Source organism: Halomonas heilongjiangensis, from assembly GCF_002879645.1.
In the GTDB taxonomy this organism is placed as follows: Bacteria; Pseudomonadota; Gammaproteobacteria; order Pseudomonadales; family Halomonadaceae; genus Halomonas; species Halomonas heilongjiangensis.
In genome coordinates this window covers 106,767-127,706 of sequence record NZ_PNRE01000036.1, presented here as the reverse complement: position 1 = coordinate 127,706, position 20,940 = coordinate 106,767, and the positions used below count along the sequence as shown (strand labels likewise).

Here is a 20,940-nt window from a genome sequence, read left to right as displayed (position 1 = left end):
GTGCTGCTAATAGGGGGTATCTGCACTGGCGCACTCGCAGCAGGCCAACAGAATATGCTCGCCCCCTGGGGGCATGGATGCCAGAAACCGGAGGTGCCGGGAACCCTGTGCCCCACCCGCCTCGGCTAGGCAGCAGTCCCTGGCACCGCTCTGTGCGACACGCTGTAGCAGGCCGAGCAGTAGTGGCCGACTCTGGGCGAGCAGGAATGTGTCGATGGGGTGTCCCTCTAGATCGTCACGCCCCACCCCTAAGAGTTCCGAGGCGGCAAGATTACCCTGAATAACCTTGCCCTCGAAGTCGACGAGACAATAGCCAAGGGGGGCGAAATCGTAAAGCATCCGGTAAAGGCTCAAATCTCCGACAAGTACCCGTTCATTGGCGGCAATCTGCTCGACCTGCAAGTCGAGTTCCACTTGGTGAACCTGCAATTCATGGAGAAGCTTGAGGGCGTCTTCCGCGTTATCGGGATTACTGGACAGCCGGTGGAGCAAGCACAGGGCGTCAACGCCCACCGACCAGTGGTTCGCTGTCGGTGTTGTGCCTGCCTGCAACTGCGCTTCAGCCTTGTCTCGCAGCTGTGTATAGATATAGGATTCATTAATGGTTGTGGGCATGCTGGACTCCAGGCTTGCTCGCCGGCTACTGCTCTCATTGTAGCTTATCTCGGCAGGGATTAGTATGGAGATTTCGGCTGTCTTCGGGTTGTGCGCAGTTTTGATACAAGGGTCTGAAGTGATTGGCATTTAGAGCCTGGTCGTGCCGATGCTACGTGGTTTAGTGACGATGGTCCGGTGTGGAATGTCGGACAATGTTTTTCGACGCTGGGTCAGGAAAAAAAGGGCGACACTACCAGATGCGAACTGTCCCCCGCCGCTTGAAAATACGGAGATGCTGGTTTCGATGAGCGAACAGAAATGATTATCCATCCCTGTCATTGACCACTGCACTTGTTTGCTCCTGAAGCGCCAGGTGACTTGTCACGACAGGGGGGGGGTAGCCAAGTGTGCGGTGGCGTACAGAACAATCTGTGAAATGCTGACATGATATAATCCAGCCTTACCAACCGTGTATGAGTGTTATCGCAGCACGACACGAGAGGTTTTCAATCATTGCGAAATCATCAGATGATGCATGTATCGTGCTAACAGAGTCGTGGGTTGAGTCATGCTCATACGAAAAGCCATTTCAAATCCCATGAAAATTATTCTGGTCGTGCTGGCCCTGCTGCTGGTGATTGCTACGGCTCTGCCGTTTCTGCGGTTCGACCTATGGTGGATTCGTGTTTTCGATTTTCCAAGAGGGCAGATCACTATCGCAGGTATCATGATTCTTGCCCTTTATCTCTATTTTTGGGACCCGCATCGTGTCTACGAATCCGTCGCTCTCGGGCTATTGGTGCTGGCCGTGGGATATCAGGTAGTAAAGATATTTCCGTACACGGTGCTGATGCCCAAGCAGGTATTGACGGCTGAAGCGCACTCGAACGACGCCAACCTCAGCCTGCTCGCTGCGAACGTGCTGATGGACAACCAGGAGTCGGAGGCCTTTCTGGATGTCGTGCGCGAATATGATCCGGACATGATCTTGACCGTGGAGACAGACCAGTGGTGGGAGGAGGCGCTCAGGCCACTGGAAGAGAAATATCCGCATACGCTCAAATATCCACTCGACAACACCTATGGCATGCTCGTTTATAGTCGACTGGAGATGATCGATCCCGAGATTCGCTTTATTCTCAAGGATAGCATCCCGTCGATGCACATGCAGGTAGTGTTGCCGTCCGATGACCGGGTATTCATTCATTTCGTGCACCCCGATCCGCCCAACCCGAAGTATGCGACCAAGACGACGGAACGAGATGCGGAATTGCTGATCGTGGGCCGGGAAGTGGAGAGACGCGATAAGCCAACAATCGTTGCAGGTGATTTCAACGACGTCGCCTGGTCCTATACCACGAGCCTGTTTCAGAAAGCTAGTGGTCTGCTCGACCCGCGCATTGGGCGGGGCATGTACAACACCTACAACGCCAAGAATCTGCTCCTGCGCTGGCCGCTCGATCACGTCTTCCACACCGATCATTTCAAGCTCATCCGTATGGAGAGAGGGCCCGCATGGGGATCGGATCATTTTCCTATCTTCATCGAACTCAGTCTGGAGGCCGGCGCAGAAGCCGAGCAGGAAGAACCGGCTACGAACCGGACGGAAGGCGAGCAGGTGGATGAAAAGATCGAAGAGGGTAAGCAGAACCCGGACGATTGAGCCTGTCAGCATCGGACATCCGTCAGCCACCGCAAAGGCCGTCTATCTGGCGAGAGCGATCAGTGCGATGCGCGTCGATTCAGATACGCATCCATCAGCCTGGCGTTGCGTAGATTGGCCTTGAACGCGACATCGAACACGTCCCCGAGTACCGGAATCGCGCCGACCAGGGTATCCAGCGCGACGTTCAGTACCATGCGCGCAAGTACCCTGGCCGGCACACCGGCGTGCGCCGCCTGCGCAACGATGTAGAGCGACACCCCGGCCGCCGCGAGATCGCCGGCCACCGGAACCAGCCCGATGAGCCCGTCGACCCCGATGCGGAAACCGCCGGGTAGACGCATCGAACTGTCCATCAGCCGCGCGAGCCGGTGCACGCGCGTGCGAGCGTCAGCGGGCCGGCGCTGCTGCGGCGCGTCAGCTGGTGACATCGCGGCGCGCTGGCGAAGACGCCGTGTTCATCGCCTGGCGATGATCCACACGGCGTGAACGATGCCGGGAATATAACCGAGCAGCGTAAGCAGAATGTTGATCCAGAAATGCTTCCCGAGGCCTTCCTGCAGGAAGACGCCGAGCGGCGGCAGGAAGATCGCGATGATGATGCGTAACAGGTCCAATGGCTGTGCTCCTGGGTGCGATGGGATGCCGTTTGGGCACCGGCGCGTGGCCGCTCGCGAACGGGCCGAGAGACACCGCTGCTTGACCCGTCAGGTCCGATGGCTCCGCGCGATATCCCACATTCGGTCGGCATAATGACTGTACCAGACGTCACCGCGCGGCATCCGTCAGTGCTTCGATTTCAGCATGTCGTCGCGCAGGTTCTCAGCCCGCGCGGCGCCGATCGCGGTTTCAACCTTTTTCACTTCCTCGGGGGGCGGCAGGACCGCCGGCAATCCGAGCGACTCGATCCACAATTCGCGGACGAAACCCTTCGTATGGTGGAGGTGATGTTCCTCTTCCTGCCCCACCGCTTCGAACGCTGTTCTGAGTGCGCCAGTGTCCTCCCCCTGGCCGTTCTCTGCCAGGTGCCCGATCAGTTCCCAGTTCTGGAGGTCCTTGGTTTCCGCCAGAACCACGCACTCAGCGGCCACGAGTTGAGCGGCCGCAGCACTGGCGTGCGCCTTCGCCATTTCCATTGCGGTGACCAGCGAATCGCCTAGGTGTGCTACCACTTCCCGGCCTGGGGTGACGGTGTCCGGATTCAGTCTCAGTTCCTCGAACACCTTCAGCAGCACCTGCTCATGGGTGCGAGTCTGCTCCAGGTACTCCTCCCATTCACCTTTGAGGTCCTCGTTCTGCGCACATGACAGCGCGGCCTCGTAGATCTTTATACCACCGCGTTCCGTCTCGAGAGCCTGATACAACAACTCGTGCAACTGCTTCTTGATATACGGTTTCTTTTTCACGGATTTCTCCTGCACACCGGTAGGCGGCGCGCCGACAGGCGGGCTTCGTCATTTGGTCGGGTTCAACAATGCGGCAGATGCCGGCTAGTTGAATGTCCAAAGATAGGTTACGAGGCGCTGCCGGGTCGGTGCAGTAGCGCACATAGCCGCTCGGTCGTCACGAGCAAACAGCAATGGCGATAAATCCATCACGGCGACCGCGCGTTCGGACAGCCGATCACCGACGGTGGCATGTCGACCAGGGCGAGGCACCCAGTGATCGCCAGCGGCTACGAAGCCCAATGCTGGTTGCGCCAGCACGTCACGAAGAATCTCGGCAGCTACGCCTACATCAGCGACCCCGTTGATGCTGCCGAGCTGCGTTGGCTGGCAAGCACACTGCTGTGGGAGTCCGCGCGGCCGTATCTGTATCTGCGCGGCACAGGCGATGGCGGCTGTTGGTCGGTGGTGAAGACGACGACCGCGACGTCCCGGCACGCCGGGATCGGTTGGTCGACCGCAAGGTAACGACTCTGTAGCGCAAGGTCTCCTGACTGTTTCCTCACCTCCATGCACAACCGGCCTTTGCCTGGGTGGGCGTGTGGGTTAGCGTCATCATCGACCCAGCAGCGATTTGCGGAGTGTTCTTGCCGAAGACTTGTCCGAAAAATGACTCCGCATATGTTAGACACCGCACAGATCATGCCTCGAGCTTCCACTATATAGGTAGTGGGAGCCTCGCCCTGCCTTGGCATGAGTCAAGGGTGAGCGGTAGAACCCAACCGGAACCATCATCTGGAGGTCAGCTCATGAACAAGAATCAGGTCAAGGGTCATGCGAACGAGGCGAAGGGGAAGGTCAAGGAGGTTGCCGGCAAGGTGACCGGCGATAAACGCATGGAGTACAAGGGTAAAGCCGAAAAGCATGGCGGCAAGGCTGAAGCCAAGTATGGAGATATCAAGAGCGATACCAAGAAGGCAACGAAATGAACGATTCAACGACACAATCGAATAGCAGGTACGGCGCCACTGATGACATGCAGGCCGGGTCAACGTTGCTGAGTGCCTCCACCATTACCGGCGACGAAGTGTGCAACATGCAGGATGAAAAGCTCGGCAAGATTCAGGATGTCATGCTCGATATAACGGAGGGAAAGATACGTTACGCAGTCTTGGCATCGGGTGGTTTTCTGGGCATGGGTGATCGCCTGTTCGCTGTTCCGTGGAAGGCCTTGAAGCAGGACAAGGAGAACAAGCGTTTCATGCTCGACGTAGATGTCGAGCGCTTGAAGAACGCACCTGGCTTCGACAAGGATCAATGGCCGAATATGGCTGACCCCACCTGGAATTCGACCGTCGAGGCTTACTACGCCAGGTGATCGGATCACCGGATGGCTGGTCAGCGTCATCTGACAGACCATGCGAACTTGCGGGCAGTTCGCTTACCCCGGGGCATTGCGCTAGCGCGTGAATGCACCCGGGGCATTACGCTTGCACGCGAATGCCGCCGGATTCATCGGTGGATCGGAATCGGGGGGCGTGCCAGTCGGGATGTCATGACGGCATCTCGGGGGCGATCGCGTCGATGTCCTGGCTCATCAAGTCATCGTCGCCGAGGGCGGCACGCCTGGCAGGCTCGTCGAACTCCTCGCCGGGAAGTGTCGCAAGTGGTGCTTCGGGCAAGCGTTCTGGCTTGAAGGGATAGCCGTGCTGCTGTTCGCCTGGCGCGCGGTCGGGCAGGCGCGTGAATTTCTTGAATGCAGTCGCGGGAGGGATGGTGCACTGGATGGGGGATGGCATGGCGACCTCGTGTCACTGTCCGGCCTTCACGATGTCGTGAAGCATCGGTAGCACGACGATGGCGGAATGCCGGGCCGCCGTCGGTGCGCTATCACACTGACGCCACCGATGCTCCACCGCAGCTGCCTGCGCGGCGACATGGAGAACCGCATCAAGGGGCTGCAGTGGCTGTTCGCCGACCGCACCAGTTGCCATGACTGGCGAAGATCACGGTTTACTGATCTCGTGGCCTATCACACCGCCCACCGCCGCGCCTCCCACGGTGCCGACAGCGGAGCCGCCGGTGAGTACTGAGCCACCAACGGCCCCCACGCCTGCACCCACCACGGTGCCCCTGTCCTGTGCCGACATGCCGGAGCAGGCGGCGAGTGACAGCAGTGCCAAGAAAAAGGCAGTGCCGAGTATTAGATGTTTGATGTGTTTCATGATGGTGTCACTCGGGTTAAGAGGTCTTGCTCGCAGCGGGAGTTACCTTGGGGTGCGGCGCGGCTACGACGGACCGCCACCCTCAGCATAAGGCAGAACGAGAGTGTCATCCGTTTGGTGGCGCACATAGTCCCCCGCCGCTGGAGAACAAGGGAGGGCTTGGGATGTCGACACCACAGTATGATCCTGGGGGCCAGTTGCTGGTGCTATTGCCGGAGGACGAACTGGCGCGGCTGCTGCCTCATCTTGAGCGAGTGACGTTGCCGTTGGGAAAGTCGCTGTGTGAATCAGGCGGCGTGATGCAGCAGGCCTATTTGCCCCTCAACAGCTTCATTTCTTGAATGCAGTCGTGGGAGGGGGGGAGGGCTCTTGATCCCGCCGGTGGGTGCCCCCATCTTGCCCACATGACGCTTTTCTGGCCGGGGCTGGTCAATACCCCAGCGTTCTGGTCTAGAATAAGGGTTCGGGTCGACCGTGGCGAAAGACGCAAGGATCGGCCCCTGGCGTATCGCCCCGTGCGGAGTGCACGAGCGGCGGTACCTGGTGAATCGCAGGGGGAGCCCCTGCCAGTCACAGTGGTAGACACGATGACGATCATGACTTCCCGTGTGGAGGTGCGCGAGCACCTGGCACGCGCCTACTGCCCCACCCGGATTCCCGCCGAGGACGAGGCCCGCGTCGACGAGATCAAGCGACTCCTCGAGGCCAACAATGCCGTCCTGGTGGCGCACTACTACACCGACGATGCCATCCAGCAGCTGGCCGAGGAGACCGGCGGTTGCGTGGCCGATTCCCTGGAGATGGCCCGCTTCGGCGCCCGCCACGAGGCCGAGACCCTGGTGGTGGCCGGGGTGCGCTTCATGGGCGAGACGGCCAAGATCCTCTCGCCGGAGAAGCGTGTGCTGATGCCGACCCTGGAGGCGACCTGCTCGCTGGACCTGGGGTGCCCGGCCGACGAGTTCGGCGCCTTCTGCGATGCGCATCCGGATCGTACCGTGGTGGTCTATGCCAACACCTCGGCGGCGGTGAAGGCCCGCGCCGACTGGGTGGTGACCTCGTCGATCGCCGTCGAGGTGATCGAGCATCTGCAGGCCCGCGGCGAGAAGATCCTGTGGGCCCCCGACAAGCACCTGGGCGGCTACATCCAGCAGAAGACCGGCGCCGACATGCTGCTGTGGGACGGTGCCTGTATCGTCCATGAGGAGTTCAAGGCCAAGGGCGTCGAGGACCTCAAGGCGCTCTATCCGGAGGCCGCGGTGCTGGTGCATCCCGAGTCGCCGGCGGCGGTGGTCGGCCTGGCCGACGTGGCGGGCTCCACCTCGCAGCTGATCAAGGCGGCGAAGGAGCTGCCCAACGACAAGCTGATCGTGGCCACCGACCGCGGCATCTTCTTCAAGATGCAGCAGGCGGTGCCGGGCAAGACCCTGTTCGAGGCGCCCACTGCCGGCAACGGCGCGACCTGCAAGAGCTGCGCGCACTGCCCGTGGATGGCGATGAACGCCCTGGACAACCTGGCCGGCGCCCTGCGCCATGGCAGCGGCGAGATCGTCGTCGACGACGAACTGCGTCGGGCCGCGCTCAAGCCGCTGGAGCGGATGCTCAACTTCCAGAAGTAAGTCACGCCCCGGCGTTACGCTCGGCGCAGGCACGGCTCGCTTGCGCCGTGACGAAACCCCGACGCTTTACGAACCGGGCGACGCGTCGGACTGGAACAAGGTCCCTCTTGCCAGTCCTCGATCGACATCCCTGTCGATCGCCGCTGCCCGGCTCGTTTGCGTCGGCGTCCCGGCTGAATCGCTTGCATGCCTGCCCCTTGGCGTGGCTAACGCGCGACCATCCTGACTTCCAGCTTCCAGCTGTCAAAACTTCTCCAGCGTTTCCCGGTAGCCGAGGAAGTCCTTGCGGCGCTGCTCGATGCGGCTGGCGGCGGTGGTGTCGCCTTCGCGCTCGGCGACCCCCTTGGCCACGCCGAGCTGGCGGATGGCGCTGTCGATGCGCCCGGTGAGCTGCAGTTGCTCGGCGCGGGCCAGGTGCCCCCAGGCCTCGCGATCGCTGCGCCCGGCGGCCTCGGCCAACAGGGTGAATACCTGGGGATCCTCGGGGCGGCGCTCGGAGAGCTCGCGCAGCACCCGCCACGCCTCGTCGGGGTCGCGCTGCAACAGCGCTTCGCCGAGCAGCCGGGTCGTGGGCACATGACCGGGCATCAAGCGCAACTGGCGCCGGCTGCGTTCGATGGCGTCATCGTAGCGGCCGGCCTTGAACGCCACCTCGGCGGCCGAGGCGGGGAGTAGCGCCAGGTCGGGCAACTCCCGGGCCAGGGCATCCAGCTCGCGCAGGGCGGCATCCACGTTGCCACGCTCGGCGTCGATCAGCGCCGCCAGGTAGCGTCGGGCACTCTCGGGCGTCTCTCCCTGGGCGAGGCGGGTGGCGGCCTGCTGCGGGTCGCGCCGGTGAATCGTCAGCAGCGCCCTGGCCCTGACCAGCGAGTACTGCAGGTCCTCGTCGCGGGGCCTGGCGACCCGGAGTTGGCCGGCGCGATCCTGGGTGTCGCTGAGGCGAGATTCGGTCACCGGGTGGGTCAACAGGAATTCCGGCGGGTTGCCACCCTGCAAGTTGGCCATGCGTTGCATGGCGCGGAACATGCGCACCATGGCCTGGGGGTCGTAACCGGCCTGGGCCATGGCCTGCAGGCCGATCCGGTCGGCCTCCTGTTCGAAGCGCCGGGAGTAGGCGAGCTGGTCCTGGATGAAGGCCGCCTGCGAGCCCATGGCCACGCCGATGCCGGCATCGCCTCCGCCGCCGGCGGCGATCAGCATGCCGGCCAGCATGGCGGCCATGGCAGGGATCTGGATCTGCTCGGCGCGGGCCTGGCCGCGTGAATAGTGGCGCTGCGAGAGGTGGCCGAGCTCGTGGGCCAGTACCGAGATCAGCGCGGCCTCCTCGTCGGCGAAGGCGAACAGGCCGGCATTGACACCGATCACACCGCCCGGCACGGCGAAGGCGTTGAGCATGCGGCTCTCGACCAGGGTGACGAGGGTATTGGTGTCCACCAGGCCGCTGTGGGGCAGCAGTTGGGTGACCAGCCCCTCCACGTACTCCTGGGCGATGGGGTCGTCCCAGCCGGGTGCCCGGGCGCGGAACTGCCTGAGCCAGGCGCGGCCCAGCCGTGTCTCCTCGCCGCTGATCGCCTGGCTGCCGCTGCTGGTCAGGCTGGGCAGGCCGTAGTCGCCGCCCGACTGGTCGTCGATCCACTGGGCGGAGGTCGGCTGAGCAAGCGCCAGGCTCAGCGCACAGGCGGCGAGGCAGGTTATGGCGATCCGGGGCATGGCCATCCTCTTTTGCGGCAGGGCAGACGGCGGGAGTTTCCCTCCGACATTGATTCGGCCTGTAAAGTGCCTTTAAATCTCAAGGGTTTTCATGTCGAGCGGCGCGTGCCTGGCGCCCGGCATGCCCTGAACGCATTCTCCCGGGAGACAACATGGCTGTGCAACCCGATGACGTGCTCGATGCCCGCGGTCTTCCCTGCCCCCTGCCACTGCTCAAGGCCAAGCAGGCGTTGGCGCGCCTCGCGCCTGGCCAACTGCTCGAGGTGATGGCCACCGATGCCGGCTCCTGGCGTGACTTCGAGACCTTCATCGCGCAGAGCGTCCACGAGATGCCAGCCAGGGAAGAGCGCGGCGACGTCTTCCACTACTGGATTCGCAAGGGCGGGGAGCCTGCCTCATGACCCTGCGTGCCGTCTTCAAGAGTTGGATCGACCACTACTTCTCCGACGAGGAGGCGGTGATCCTGCTGGTGGTGCTGGTGCTGGGATTCGCCGTGGTGATCTGGCTCGGACGGATGCTGGCGCCGTTCTTCACCGCCCTGGTGATCGCCTTCCTGTTGCAGGGGGCGGTGAGCTGGCTGGAGCGTCATGGAGTGCCGCACCTGCTGGCGGTGATCCTGGTGTTCCTCGGCTTCCTCGGCATGCTGCTGGCGCTGGCCTTCATTCTCCTGCCGTTGATCTGGAACCAGCTCGTCGGCCTGGTGCAGGAGACGCCACGCATGTTCGCCAGCGGCCAGCAGTTGCTGGATGACCTGCAGGAGCGCTACCCCAACCTGGTGACGCCGGACCAGATACAGAACTGGATCGGTGTGGCCGGGCGCGAGATGACCCAGTTCGGCCAGCGTGCCCTGACGCTGTCGTTGGCCTCGCTGGGCAACGTCCTGGCGCTGATCATCTACCTGGTGCTGGTGCCGATCCTGGTATTCTTCATGCTCAAGGATCGCGACACCCTGGTGGGCTTCACCCTCTCGCTGCTTCCCCAGAATCGCACCCTGATGACGCGGATCTGGCAGGAGATGGACGACCAGATCGCCAACTACGTGCGCGGCAAGTTCATCGAGATCATCATCGTCGGCACCGTTGCCTTCCTGACCTTCGCCTACTTCGGCCTGCCCTATTCGGCGCTGCTGGCAGTGCTGGTGGGGTTCTCGGTGCTGGTGCCCTATATCGGCGCGGCCGTGGCGACCCTGCCGGTGGCGGCGGTGGCCGGCTTCCACTTCGGCATGACCGACCAGTTCCTCTACGTGGTGATCGCCTACGGCATCATCCAGGCGCTGGATGGCAACGTGCTGGTGCCGGTCCTGTTCTCCGAGGCGGTCAACCTGCATCCGGTGTCGATCATCGTGGCGGTGCTGTTCTTCGGCGGGATCTGGGGCTTCTGGGGGATCTTCTTCGCCATTCCGCTGGCGACCCTGCTCAAGGCGCTGGTCTACGCCTGGCCGCGGGGCATCCAGCGCCGAAAGAAGAATGAGGTGGTAGAGACGCTGGCCGAGGAGTGAGCATCACCGCCCGGCGTGCGGGCGGCGGGGGAGCTCATGAGGCGGCGTGCAGCTCCCTGGCGGCGTCGAGTACCTCCTCGGCGTGGCCGGGTACCTTGACCCCGCGCCACTCCCGGGCGAGCCTGCCCTCGGCATCGATCAGGAAGGTGCTGCGCTCGATGCCGAGGTGTTCCTTGCCGTAGAGCTTCTTGAGCTTGATGACCTCGAACAGCCGGCAGACGGTTTCGTCCTTGTCGGAGATCAGCTCGAAGTTGAAGCCCTGCTTGGCCTTGAAGTTCTCCTGGGCGCGGAGGCCGTCGCGGGAGACGCCGAGGATCACGGTGTTGGCGGCATCGAAGGCGTCCTTGCGGTCGCGGAAGTCGCCGCCCTCGGTGGTGCAGCCGGGGGTGCTGGCCTTGGGATAGAAGTAGACCACCACCTGCCGGCCCTGCAAGTCGGCGAGGCTCACGCGGGTGTCGCCGGTGGCGCTGGCGGTGAAGTCGGGCACGGGCTGGCCGATGCTGATGCTCATGGAAGGCTCCTACTGCCGATGGGGGCTCCCGATTACACGCAACCGCGGCCGTGCTGTAAAGTCTCGCCTGCCCGTGCTGTACAGGCTTTGATCGCCTGAGTACCATCTACCCCCTGGCGTTGGTGCCATTGTCCGAGGTGTGTCCCCGCATTCGGGGGCAGACGCAGCAGTCGTATCGCGTAGTTGCATCGAGAGGAATGTGAGGATGATCACTGGCAGTATCGTCGCCCTGGCGACGCCGATGAAGGTCAATGGCGACATCGATTGGGAGGCGCTGCGCCGCCTGGTGAACTTCCACCTCGAGAACGGCACCGACGGCATCGTCGCCGCCGGCACCACCGGCGAGCCCACCACCATGTCCTTCGCCGAGCACTTCGATGTGATTCGTGCCGTGGTGGAGGAGGTCGACGGGCGCATACCGGTGATCGCCGGTACCGGGGCCAACGCTACCTCCGAGGCCGTCGAGCTGGCCCGCTACGCCGGCGAGGTGGGGGCCGACTACTGCCTGTCGGTGTGTCCCTACTACAACAAGCCGACCCAGGAAGGCCTCTACCAGCACTTCAAGGCGGTGGCCGAGGGCAGCAAGCTACCGGTGATTCTCTACAACGTGCCGGGGCGTACCTGTTCCGATCTCTACAACGAGACGGTGCTGCGCCTGGCCGAGGTCGACAACATCATCGGGCTCAAGGATGCCACCGGCAACCTGGAGCGGGCCGAGGACCTGATCGCCCGTCTCAAGGGCAGCGACTTCATGCTCTACTCCGGCGACGACGGGACGGCCTGCGACTTCATGCTGATGGGTGGCCATGGCGACATCTCGGTGACCGCCAACGTCGCGCCCCGGGCGATGCACGAGCTGTGTGCCGCGGCCGTGGCCGGTGACGCCGACAAGGCGCACCAGATCAACACCCGGTTGATGCCCCTGCACACCAACCTCGGCATCGAGTCGAACCCCATCCCCGTCAAGTGGGCGCTGCACCGCATGGGCCTGATCGAGCCCGGCATCCGTCTGCCCCTGACATGGCTGTCCGAGAAGTATCACTCCACCATCGGCGAGGCCCTGCAACTGGCCGGCCTGATCGACGACTGACCGGCGCTCGGGCGCCGGAACCTGGACAACCTGATGCAAGGTGGACGCATGAACTCTGCGCTGAAATGGATGCCGCTGGTGGCGGCCATCGCCCTGGCCACGGCCGGTTGTGCCCGCGACGGCTACTACCACGACCGCAACATCGACTACGCGGACGCCAGCGGCAGCTCGCCGCTGGTCCTGCCCGACACCCGCAACCCCAACCGTTATCGGGATGCCATGCCGGTACCCGAAGCGGCGGGCGATTTCCGGACATCGGAAGACCGCTTCCGCGCGCCGAGTCCCCAGCCGTTGGCGGCCGGGCGTGCCGCCGAGCGTGATTTCGTCGAGCGTCGCAGCATCGGCCGCGACAGCTGGCTGGTGGTCGGCGCCGATCCCGGCACGGTCTGGCCCCAGCTCGAGGACTTCGCCCGTACCCGTGGCCTGCAGGTGACCGCCAGCGATTCCTCGCGTGGCGTGATCGAGACCTCCCAGGCGCGCCTCAGCGTACGCCAGGGGTTGCGTGCGGGTGACAGCGAGGTGCGCTGCGACCAGGGCGGGCGTCCGGTGTCGGCCTGTCTCGAGGAGATGGAGCAGTACTTCGCTGCACGCAGCGCCTCGGCAAGCTCCTCGTCGCTGGCCGCCCAGCGCCTGGCCGGTGAGGAGCGCCTGCGCCTCGAGCAGCGGGGCGACGACTGGGTGGTGGCCATTCCGCTGGATGTCGATCGCACCTGGGCCGAACTCAGCCACCAGCTGCAACAGGACTTCACCGTGGAGGAGCGCCGTGAGCTGCTCGACAGCGATCCCGCCGCCCACGACTTCCTGATCAGCTACATGACCCAAAGCGAGCGCGATCGTAACCCGCTGCAGGTCATCTTCAGCCCCGATGTGCGACAGATGTCCCAACAGATCCGCCTGGTGCTGGAGTCCGCCGGCACCGAGCAGACCGTGCTGCGGGCCGTGAACGCCAGCGAGCGCGCCTTCACCCCCGAGGATCAGCGCGAGCTGCTCGAGCGGGTGTCGGGCCTACTGCGCTGATGGAGACCCGGGTGGCCGAGTCACGCCCACCCGCCGGTACGCTGCGCTTCGCCTCGCTGGGCAGCGGCAGCAAGGGCAACGCGACCCTGGTCAGCGACGGCGAGACCCACCTGTTGGTCGACTGCGGCTTTGGGCTGCGCGAGACCGAGCGCCGGCTGGCCGGCTTCGGCCTGCATCCGCGCCAGCTCGACGCGGTGCTGGTGACCCACGAGCATGGTGACCACGTGCGGGGGGTGGGCCCCCTGGCTCGCCGCCACGGGGTGCCGGTCTACCTGACCCCCGGTACCTGGAGCTCGGGGCGCCTCGGCGAGTTGCCCGATCACCACTGGGTCACCCCCCAGGCCCGCTTCGCCATCGAGGGACTCACCATCGACCCGGTCACCGTGCCCCACGACGCCCGCGAACCGGTGCAGTTCCGTTTCCATGCCGGGGGGCGTAGCCTCGGCGTGCTCACCGACCTGGGCCACCCCACCGACCATGTGGCCAGGGCCTTCGCCGGCTGCGACGCCCTGGTGCTGGAGTGCAACCACGATGTGCGCATGCTCGCCGAGGGCCCCTACCCGCCGCGACTCAAGCGGCGGGTGGGCGGCGACTGGGGCCACCTGGCCAACGCCCAGGCAGCGGCGCTGCTGGCACGGCTGGGGCTCGATCGCTTGCAGCGCATCGTCTGCTCGCACCTCTCCGAACACAACAACCGCCCCGAGCTGGCGCTGGAGGCCCTGGTGCCGCTGCTCGACGGCGACGAATCACGGCTGATGATCGCCGCCCAGGACACCGGCCTGGCGTGGCAGGCCATCGGCTGATTTCCCATACTCTCTCGTATTCGCAGCCTGTGGAGGCTCCCATGGAAAAGCGCCAAGAACTCTACGCCGGCAAGGCCAAGTCGGTCTTCGCCACCGACGACCCGGACCGCCTGGTCCTGCACTTCCGCGACGACACCAGCGCTTTCGACGGCGAACGCATGGAGTCGCTGGCACGCAAGGGGATGGTCAACAACAGGTTCAATGCCTTCATCATGGGCAGGCTCCAGGCGGCCGGCATTCCCACCCATTTCGACGGCCTGCTCTCCGACACCGAGAGCCTGGTCAAGAAGCTCGAGATGATCCCGGTGGAGTGCGTGGTGCGCAACATCGCCGCCGGCGGCCTGGTCAAGCGCCTCGGCGTGGCGGAGGGCCAGGAGCTCACCCCACCCACCTTCGAGCTGTTCCTCAAGAACGACGCCCTCCACGACCCGATGATCAACGAGTCGCTGGCCGAGACCTTCGGCTGGGCCACGCCCGAGCAGCTGGCCGAGATGAAGGCGCTGACCTTCAGGGTCAACGAGGTGCTCAAGGCGCTGTTCGCCGAGGGCGGCCTGCTGCTCGTCGACTACAAGCTGGAGTTCGGCCTGTTCAAGGGCGAGATCGTGCTGGGCGACGAGTTCTCGCCGGACGGCTGCCGCTTGTGGGACGCCAAGACGCGCAACAAGATGGACAAGGACCGCTTCCGCCAGGGGCTGGGGGGCGTGATCGAGGCCTACGAGGAGGTGGGGCGCCGCATCGGCGTCGATTTTGGCTGATCTCGTCTCTCGTCTCGACGCGAAGGGCCCCAGCCGGGCCCTTCGTCGTTTCGGGGCGGTTCATGCCGGGACGATCTCCACGACCCGTAGTCGGATGTCTCCAGCCGGATCGGCCTCGGCACGAAAGCGCACATCCACGTCGCGCAGCCGCACCCCGTAGATCCGCTCCTCTGCCCCGTTGCGGTAGGCGGGCCGCGGGTCCTGGGCCAGTACCTGGTGGATCAGCTCGCGCAGCGAATCGCCGTCGGCGCGCTCGGCCAGGGTCGTCTCGACCTCGGGTGCGAGGGTCACCGGCAGCAGGGGCGGGGCCTCGGGGGCGAAGCCGGCGCGGGCCTCGGGGCGGGCTTCCGCCCAGGGCAGGTAGGGCTTGATGTCGAGTATCGGGGTGCCGCTGACCAGGTCGCACCCACCCAGCACCAGGCGTACCCCGCGGCGGGTGTCGATCTCGAGGAGTTCCACCAGCGAGAGCCCCAGGCGATTGGGGCGGTGGGTGCTGCGGCTGGCGAACACCCCGACCCGGGCATTGCCGCCGAGCCGCGGGGGGCGTACCAGGGGGGACCAGTCCTCGGGGGCGGCCTGTGCGGGACTGAGATGGAAGACGAAGCTGAGCCAGAGGTGGCTGAACGTGTCCAGGCCCCTCACCGCCAGCGGGTCGTCGTAGGGCGGCGTCAGCACCAGGCTGGCGCGGGCGGCCGGGGCCAGCCCCGGCTGGCGGGGAATGCCGAACTTGTCCGGATAGTCGCTCTCGATGACGCCGATCGGGGTCATCGCGAAGCCTGATGGGGCGGGGGAGGGGAGCGTACGGGTCATGGGGCGATTATGCCGGCTCGCCGGCGTCGGGGCGAGGGGGATTGGCCGCGACGCTCGCCTTGTGTAGGCTGCCGCCTGGGGTGGCGGATACGGCCTCCTCCATCACCGACCCAGTCGCAGGGCAGACACCATGAGCCAGAGCATCACCGAGCCCGGGGCAGCGGGTGCCGGGCGGGCACCGCGGATCCTCTACCGTGGCGCCCTGGCGCGGGACGCCGCCGACCAGGCCGAGGTCTTCCATCACGCCGTGATGCAGGGGGCCATGGCCCATTACGGTCTGGCCGAGCGCAAGGCCTGGGCGGCGGCATTGCCGCGAGAAGCCTGCGCCTGGGCGGCGCGTCAGGCGCTCTTCACCACCCTGGTGGCGACCTGTGACGGTCGCTGCGTCGGGTTTCTCGAGCTCGATATTCCCCGGGGGCGCATCGAGACGCTCTATGTCTGGCCGTCGCTGGCCCGTCGCGGCATCGGCTCGACCCTGCTGGTGCATGCCGAACGCTTGCTGCTCGAACACGGGGTGGGGCGGGCCCGCATCGAGGCCAGCCTGGTACTGGCCGGCGGATTGATGCGCCGGGGCTGGCGGGATCTCGGTGAGGAGTGGGTGGAGCGCGGCGGTGAGCGGCTGTGCCGTCACCGCCTGGAGAAATCCCTGGTCGCCGTGGAGACCTGAGGTCAGTCGGCGTTGCCTGGCTCGGTCAGCCGCATCGACAGGTCGATGGCCTTGAGGTCCTTGGTCAGGGCGCCGCTGGAGATGCAGTCGACCCCGGTCTCGGCGATCGTGCGCAGGGTGCTCTCGTCGACGTTGCCGGAGGCCTCCAGCGTGGCCCGCCCCGCGTTGCGCTTCACCGCCTCGCGCATGTCGTCGAGCGAGAAGTTGTCGAGCATCACGATATCGGCGCCGGCGGCCAGGGCCTGATCGAGCTCGTCGAAGGTCTCCACCTCGACTTCCACCGGCAGGTCGCGAGCGATGTTGCGGGCTTCCCGCACCGCCGCGGCGATGCCGCCGCAGGCGGCGATATGGTTCTCCTTGATCAGGAAGGCGTCATAGAGGCCGATGCGGTGGTTGTGGCCACCACCGCAGGTCACCGCATACTTCTGTGCCAGGCGCAGGCCGGGCAGGGTCTTGCGGGTATCCAGCAGGCGCACCCCGGTGCCGGCGAGCAGCTCCACATAGTGGCGGGTACGGGTGGCCGTGGCCGAGAGGGTCTGCAGCAGGTTGAGCGCCGCGCGTTCGCCGGTCAGCAGGCTGCGGGCCGGGCCCTCGAGCTCGAGAAAGACCTGGCCTGCTTCCAGGCGGTCGCCGTCGGCGGCCTGCCAGCGCAAGGTCACCGTGGCATCCAGGCGTCGGAACAGCTCGTCGACCCAGGCGACGCCGCACAGCACGGCGGTCTCGCGGGTGATGACCCGGGCCGTCGCCCACTGGTGGTCGGGGATCAGTTGGGCGGTGATGTCACCGGGGCCGACATCCTCGGCGAGCAGCCGGGCGGCGGCGTCGCGGATCTCTTCGCCGAGCTTTTGGTGGTAAAGAGGGGCGTCCTGATAATGCATGGCGGGCCTGTCACTCTCCAGGGGGTGCGATGAGCGTGCGAGGCGTCCATTATAGGGAATCCACACGGAAGACGTCAGGGGAAGGCGATGCCGATCGATGCGGGATGGCTGTCAGGTGCGCGGCGGGTGCCGTCGCCCAACCGGGATGCACGCCCCGAGGGCGAGGTCTCGCTGCTGGTGCTGCACTCCATCAGCCTGCCGCCCGGGCAGTTCGGTGGCGAGCACATCGAGCGCCTGTTCACCAATCGCCTCGACCCCGAGGCCCATCCCTACTTCGCCGCCATCGTCGACCTGCGCGTTTCGGCGCACCTGCTGATCCGGCGTGACGGCGAGTGCGTGCAGTTCGTGCCCTTCGAGGAGCGGGCCTGGCACGCCGGCCGATCGCACTGGTGCGACGCGGGCTGGCCGCGGACCGCCCTCAACGACTTCTCCATCGGCATCGAACTGGAGGGCGACGAGATCACACCCTATACGCTCGCCCAGTATCGGGCGCTGGCGGCGACCACCGCCGCGCTGCTGACCACCTATCCGGCGCTGACCGGACGCCGCATCACCAGCCATGCCCGGGTGGCGCCGCTACGCAAGAGCGACCCGGGCCCGGCCTTCGACTGGGCCTACTTTCGCCAGCTGCTGGGCTCGTAATGTTGGAAAGACTACGCAGTTCGGGACGGAAGATGGGCATGATCGAACACGCTGAATGGCACGCTTGATTCATACAGTAGTTCGGTTACAAGCCCTTGACCTTGGTCGAAATCGTGGTCTTGACGCGCACGTAATCCCTTGTGTTGCGGCGTAATGCTCTATTTGTGAAAAATATTTCCATTTCTTCTTGAATTGGCAGGGCGGGACGATTACGGTATCTTCTCCCGCACCAGCGGCGGGTATGCCGAGCCGTCTTGTAAAACTACTACATCACCCAACATGCGGCGTGCACGGCATCTCCAAAAGAGATTGCACCCCTGCCCCAGCGTTGCGGGGCAACCGACACCCCCATCGTCATTCGGAGAGACGTCTATGAGTCTGGAGACAAGAGAGGATCTCGATCCGATCGAGTCCGCGGAATGGTTGGATTCCCTGGAATCGGTGCTGGATCGCGAGGGCGAGGAACGCGCCCAGTACCTGCTGACCCGCCTGGCCGATCGCCTGCGCCGGGATGGCATGCAGGTGCCCTTCTCGGTGACCACCCCGCATCGCAACACCATTCCGGTGCACCGCGAGGCGCCGATGCCGGGCGATCTCTTCATGGAGCGGCGCATCCGCTCGCTGATCCGCTACAACGCCATCGCCCAGGTGATTCGCAACAACCGGGCCAACCCCGGCCTCGGTGGTCATATCGCCAGCTTCATGTCGGCGGCCACCCTCTACGACGTGGGCTTCAACCACTTCTTCCGGGCCCCGAATGGCGATTTCGAGGGTGACCTGGTCTATATCCAGGGCCATGTGGCGCCGGGCGTCTATGCCCGTGCCTACCTGGAAGGTCGCCTGACCGAGCAGCAGATGGACAAGTATCGCCAGGAAGTCGACGGCGATGGACTCTCGTCCTATCCGCACCCCTGGCTGATGCCGGACTTCTGGCAGTTCCCCACCGTCTCCATGGGCCTCGGCCCCATCCAGGCGATCTACCAGGCCCACGTGATGAAGTACCTTGACTCCCGCGAGCTCAAGGACATGCAGGACCGCAAGATCTGGTGCTTCATGGGCGACGGCGAATGCGACGAGCCGGAATCCCTGGGCGCCATCTCGCTGGCCGGCCGCGAGAACCTCGACAACCTGATCTTCGTCATCAACTGCAACCTGCAGCGCCTCGACGGTCCGGTACGCGGCAACTCGCGCATCATGGACGAGCTCGAGGGCGTGTTCCGCGGTGCCGGCTGGAACGTGCTCAAGGTGGTCTGGGGCCGCCTGTGGGACCCGCTGTTCGAGAAGGACAAGAAGGGCATCCTGCAGAAGCGCATGGACGAGGCGGTCGACGGCGAATACCAGAACTACAAGGCCAACGGCGGTGCCTATACCCGGGAGCACTTCTTCGGCAAGTACCCGGAAACCGCCGAGCTGGTCAAGGACATGTCCGACGAGGACATCTGGAAGCTCAACCGCGGCGGACACGACCCGTTCAAGGTCTATGCGGCCTACCAGCAGGCGGTCAACACCAGCAACGGCAAGCCCACCGTGATCCTGGCGCACACCGTCAAGGGCTACGGCATGGGCGGCGGTGACGGTGAGGCGGCCAACGAGGCGCACCAGGTCAAGACCATGGAATACGAGGCGCTGCGCAAGTTCCGCGACCGCTTCGGCATTCCGCTGACCGACGAGCAGCTCAAGGAGGTGCCGTACTACAAGCCCGAGGACGACTCCCCGGAGCTCAAGTACATGCACCTGCAGCGCGAGCGCCTGGGCGGCTACCTGCCCCAGCGCCGCAGCGACTTCGAGGCGCTGCCGATCCCCGACCTCGACGACAAGATCTTCGCCTCCCAGACCGGCGGTTCCAAGGGCCGCGAGGTCTCCACCACCATGGCCTTCGTGCGTATCCTCAACGGCCTGGTCAAGGACAAGAAGATCGGCAAGCAGGTGGTGCCGATCATCCCCGACGAGGCCCGCACCTTCGGCATGGAGGGCATGTTCCGTCAGTTGGGGATCTACACCTCGGAAGGCCAGAAGTACGAGCCCGTCGACAAGGGCCAGATCATGTTCTACCGCGAGGACAAGCAGGGCCAGATCCTCGAGGAGGGCATCTCCGAGGCGGGTGCCATGTCGGCGTGGATCGCCGCGGCCACCTCCTACAGCAACAACAACCTGACGCTGTTGCCGTTCTACATCTACTACTCGATGTTCGGCTTCCAGCGCATCGGCGACCTGGCCTGGGCCGCCGGCGACCTGCAGGCGCGCGGCTTCCTGGTCGGCGGCACCGCCGGTCGCACCACCCTCAACGGCGAGGGCCTGCAGCATCAGGATGGCCACAGCCATATCCAGGCGTCGACCATCCCCAACTGCCGCAGCTACGACCCGACCTATGCCCACGAGGTCGCGGTGATCGTCCAGGACGGCCTGAAGCGCATGTTCGCCGACAAGGAGAACTGCTTCTACTACCTGGCGGTGATGAACGAGAACTACGAGCATCCCGCGCTCGAGACGGTGCCCGCCGAGGACATCATCAAGGGCATGTACCTGCTGCGCGAGACCCGGGGCGACAAGGGGCGCGTCCAGCTGATGGGCTCCGGCACCATCCTGCGCGAAGTCGAGGCGGCCGCCGAATTGCTCGCCTCCGACTGGGGTGTGGGTGCCGACATCTGGAGTGTGACCAGCTTCAACGAGCTGCGTCGCGAGGCGTTGGGTCTGGAGCGCGAGGCGTTCCTGAATCCGGACGCCGAGCCGGCCAAGCCGCATGTCACCCGCTGCCTGGAGGGCCGCCAGGGGCCGGCCATCGCGTCCACCGACTACATGCGACTGTTCGCCGATCAGGTTCGAGCCTGGGTGCCGACCGACTACCATGTGCTGGGGACCGACGGTTACGGCCGCTCCGACACCCGCGAGAAGCTGCGTTACTTCTTCGAGGTCGATCGCTACTTCGTCACCGTGGCCGCGCTCAAGGCCCTGGCCGACCGCGGTGAACTCGACCGCAAGGTGGTGGGCGAGGCGATCGCGAAGTACGGCATCGATCCCAACAAGCCCAATCCGCTGACCAGTTGATCAGGTGGCTGGCGGGCCCCCGGCCCGC

General features: G+C 64.8%; 26 protein-coding genes. 16 read left to right on the top strand and 10 right to left on the bottom strand.

Annotation, left to right across the window (positions count from 1 at the left end):
* Positions 1-6 precede the first annotated feature (6 nt).
* Positions 7-615 carry a PAS domain-containing protein gene (locus C1H66_RS08355; protein ID WP_170064122.1) on the bottom strand — a complete coding sequence of 203 codons (609 nt, stop codon included), beginning with the start codon at positions 613-615 and terminating at the stop codon, positions 7-9.
* A 580-nt stretch (positions 616-1,195) separates the two neighbouring features.
* Between C1H66_RS08355 and C1H66_RS08350 the strand changes: the two genes are divergently transcribed.
* Positions 1,196-2,260: an endonuclease/exonuclease/phosphatase family protein gene (locus C1H66_RS08350; RefSeq protein WP_170064121.1), complete on the top strand. Its 1,065-nt coding sequence runs from the start codon at positions 1,196-1,198 to the stop codon at positions 2,258-2,260.
* 59 nt (positions 2,261-2,319) lie between these two features.
* Here C1H66_RS08350 and C1H66_RS08345 read toward each other — a convergent pair whose 3' ends face one another.
* From C1H66_RS08345 to C1H66_RS08335, 3 genes are all read right to left on the bottom strand, one after another.
* Positions 2,320-2,691 (bottom strand): DUF4112 domain-containing protein, encoded by a 372-nt coding sequence (locus C1H66_RS08345; RefSeq protein WP_102627429.1) that lies wholly within the window; start codon positions 2,689-2,691, stop codon positions 2,320-2,322.
* A 27-nt stretch (positions 2,692-2,718) separates the two neighbouring features.
* On the bottom strand, positions 2,719-2,877 hold the full coding sequence (locus C1H66_RS08340; protein ID WP_102627428.1) for a YqaE/Pmp3 family membrane protein: 159 nt from the start codon (positions 2,875-2,877) through the stop codon (positions 2,719-2,721).
* 168 nt (positions 2,878-3,045) lie between these two features.
* Positions 3,046-3,666: a hypothetical protein gene (locus C1H66_RS08335; protein WP_102627427.1), complete on the bottom strand. Its 621-nt coding sequence runs from the start codon at positions 3,664-3,666 to the stop codon at positions 3,046-3,048.
* 255 nt (positions 3,667-3,921) lie between these two features.
* Between C1H66_RS08335 and C1H66_RS08330 the strand changes: the two genes are divergently transcribed.
* From C1H66_RS08330 to C1H66_RS08320, 3 genes are all read left to right on the top strand, one after another.
* Positions 3,922-4,173, top strand: a complete 252-nt coding sequence (locus C1H66_RS08330; protein WP_181423396.1) for a hypothetical protein — start codon at positions 3,922-3,924, stop codon at positions 4,171-4,173.
* Between the two features lie 281 nt (positions 4,174-4,454).
* Positions 4,455-4,634: a CsbD family protein gene (locus C1H66_RS08325; protein ID WP_102627426.1), complete on the top strand. Its 180-nt coding sequence runs from the start codon at positions 4,455-4,457 to the stop codon at positions 4,632-4,634.
* Positions 4,631-5,023, top strand: a complete 393-nt coding sequence (locus C1H66_RS08320; protein WP_102627425.1) for a PRC-barrel domain-containing protein — start codon at positions 4,631-4,633, stop codon at positions 5,021-5,023. Before C1H66_RS08325 ends, C1H66_RS08320 begins: the two co-directional genes overlap by 4 nt.
* A gap of 175 nt (positions 5,024-5,198) precedes the next feature.
* Here the strand turns inward: C1H66_RS08320 and C1H66_RS08315 are convergent, their stop codons facing one another.
* Positions 5,199-5,444, bottom strand: coding sequence for a hypothetical protein (locus tag C1H66_RS08315; RefSeq protein WP_102627424.1), 246 nt, complete (start codon positions 5,442-5,444; stop codon positions 5,199-5,201).
* A gap of 108 nt (positions 5,445-5,552) precedes the next feature.
* Between C1H66_RS08315 and C1H66_RS08310 the strand changes: the two genes are divergently transcribed.
* The gene (locus C1H66_RS08310) at positions 5,553-5,738 is read left to right on the top strand and encodes a hypothetical protein (protein ID WP_102627423.1); all 186 of its coding nucleotides are present in this window, start codon (positions 5,553-5,555) and stop codon (positions 5,736-5,738) included.
* Here C1H66_RS08310 and C1H66_RS23520 read toward each other — a convergent pair.
* Positions 5,652-5,870: a glycine zipper 2TM domain-containing protein gene (locus C1H66_RS23520; RefSeq protein WP_102627422.1), complete on the bottom strand. Its 219-nt coding sequence runs from the start codon at positions 5,868-5,870 to the stop codon at positions 5,652-5,654. The genes C1H66_RS08310 and C1H66_RS23520 overlap by 87 nt on opposite strands.
* 164 nt (positions 5,871-6,034) lie before the next feature.
* On the opposite strand from C1H66_RS23520, the gene C1H66_RS22845 reads away from it, so the two are divergent.
* Positions 6,035-6,211: a hypothetical protein gene (locus tag C1H66_RS22845; RefSeq protein ID WP_170064120.1), complete on the top strand. Its 177-nt coding sequence runs from the start codon at positions 6,035-6,037 to the stop codon at positions 6,209-6,211.
* Positions 6,212-6,457: 246 nt separating this feature from the next.
* Positions 6,458-7,486, top strand: coding sequence for a quinolinate synthase NadA (gene nadA, locus C1H66_RS08300; RefSeq protein WP_102627421.1), 1,029 nt, complete (start codon positions 6,458-6,460; stop codon positions 7,484-7,486).
* A gap of 243 nt (positions 7,487-7,729) precedes the next feature.
* Here the strand turns inward: nadA and C1H66_RS08295 are convergent, their stop codons facing one another.
* Positions 7,730-9,196 (bottom strand): M48 family metalloprotease, encoded by a 1,467-nt coding sequence (locus C1H66_RS08295; RefSeq protein ID WP_370741190.1) that lies wholly within the window; start codon positions 9,194-9,196, stop codon positions 7,730-7,732.
* 152 nt (positions 9,197-9,348) lie between these two features.
* On the opposite strand from C1H66_RS08295, the gene C1H66_RS08290 reads away from it, so the two are divergent.
* Positions 9,349-9,597, top strand: a complete 249-nt coding sequence (locus tag C1H66_RS08290) for a sulfurtransferase TusA family protein (protein ID WP_102627419.1) — start codon at positions 9,349-9,351, stop codon at positions 9,595-9,597.
* Complete coding sequence (locus C1H66_RS08285) at positions 9,594-10,694, top strand: AI-2E family transporter (RefSeq protein WP_102627418.1); 1,101 nt, start codon at positions 9,594-9,596, stop codon at positions 10,692-10,694. The genes C1H66_RS08290 and C1H66_RS08285 overlap by 4 nt, the downstream gene beginning before the upstream one ends.
* A 34-nt stretch (positions 10,695-10,728) precedes the next feature.
* Here the strand turns inward: C1H66_RS08285 and C1H66_RS08280 are convergent, their stop codons facing one another.
* Positions 10,729-11,205 (bottom strand): peroxiredoxin, encoded by a 477-nt coding sequence (locus tag C1H66_RS08280; RefSeq protein WP_102627417.1) that lies wholly within the window; start codon positions 11,203-11,205, stop codon positions 10,729-10,731.
* A 205-nt stretch (positions 11,206-11,410) separates the two neighbouring features.
* On the opposite strand from C1H66_RS08280, the gene dapA reads away from it, so the two are divergent.
* Genes dapA through purC form a run of 4 tightly spaced genes read left to right on the top strand, consistent with a single transcriptional unit; the run spans position 11,411 to position 14,870 of the window.
* Complete coding sequence (gene dapA, locus C1H66_RS08275) at positions 11,411-12,295, top strand: 4-hydroxy-tetrahydrodipicolinate synthase (protein ID WP_102627416.1); 885 nt, start codon at positions 11,411-11,413, stop codon at positions 12,293-12,295.
* A 48-nt stretch (positions 12,296-12,343) separates the two neighbouring features.
* The gene (locus C1H66_RS08270; RefSeq protein ID WP_240618251.1) at positions 12,344-13,312 is read left to right on the top strand and encodes a lipoprotein, NlpB; all 969 of its coding nucleotides are present in this window, start codon (positions 12,344-12,346) and stop codon (positions 13,310-13,312) included.
* A gap of 11 nt (positions 13,313-13,323) precedes the next feature.
* Positions 13,324-14,115, top strand: coding sequence for an MBL fold metallo-hydrolase (locus C1H66_RS08265; protein WP_240618250.1), 792 nt, complete (start codon positions 13,324-13,326; stop codon positions 14,113-14,115).
* A 41-nt stretch (positions 14,116-14,156) separates the two neighbouring features.
* Positions 14,157-14,870, top strand: coding sequence for a phosphoribosylaminoimidazolesuccinocarboxamide synthase (gene purC, locus C1H66_RS08260; protein ID WP_102627414.1), 714 nt, complete (start codon positions 14,157-14,159; stop codon positions 14,868-14,870).
* Between the two features lie 60 nt (positions 14,871-14,930).
* Here purC and tsaA read toward each other — a convergent pair whose 3' ends face one another.
* On the bottom strand, positions 14,931-15,638 hold the full coding sequence (gene tsaA / locus C1H66_RS08255; protein WP_102627413.1) for a tRNA (N6-threonylcarbamoyladenosine(37)-N6)-methyltransferase TrmO: 708 nt from the start codon (positions 15,636-15,638) through the stop codon (positions 14,931-14,933).
* A 172-nt stretch (positions 15,639-15,810) separates the two neighbouring features.
* Here tsaA and C1H66_RS08250 point away from each other — a divergent pair, with 172 nt between their 5' ends.
* Positions 15,811-16,347, top strand: a complete 537-nt coding sequence (locus C1H66_RS08250) for a GNAT family N-acetyltransferase (protein ID WP_102627412.1) — start codon at positions 15,811-15,813, stop codon at positions 16,345-16,347.
* Between the two features lie 2 nt (positions 16,348-16,349).
* Here C1H66_RS08250 and nadC read toward each other — a convergent pair whose 3' ends face one another.
* On the bottom strand, positions 16,350-17,225 hold the full coding sequence (nadC, locus tag C1H66_RS08245) for a carboxylating nicotinate-nucleotide diphosphorylase (protein ID WP_102627411.1): 876 nt from the start codon (positions 17,223-17,225) through the stop codon (positions 16,350-16,352).
* Between the two features lie 87 nt (positions 17,226-17,312).
* On the opposite strand from nadC, the gene ampD reads away from it, so the two are divergent.
* Together ampD and aceE are read left to right on the top strand one after the other, a co-directional pair.
* Positions 17,313-17,867 carry a 1,6-anhydro-N-acetylmuramyl-L-alanine amidase AmpD gene (gene ampD, locus C1H66_RS08240; protein WP_102627410.1) on the top strand — a complete coding sequence of 185 codons (555 nt, stop codon included), beginning with the start codon at positions 17,313-17,315 and terminating at the stop codon, positions 17,865-17,867.
* Positions 17,868-18,239: 372 nt separating this feature from the next.
* Positions 18,240-20,912, top strand: coding sequence for a pyruvate dehydrogenase (acetyl-transferring), homodimeric type (gene aceE / locus C1H66_RS08235; RefSeq protein ID WP_102627409.1), 2,673 nt, complete (start codon positions 18,240-18,242; stop codon positions 20,910-20,912).
* Positions 20,913-20,940: the final 28 nt, after the last annotated feature.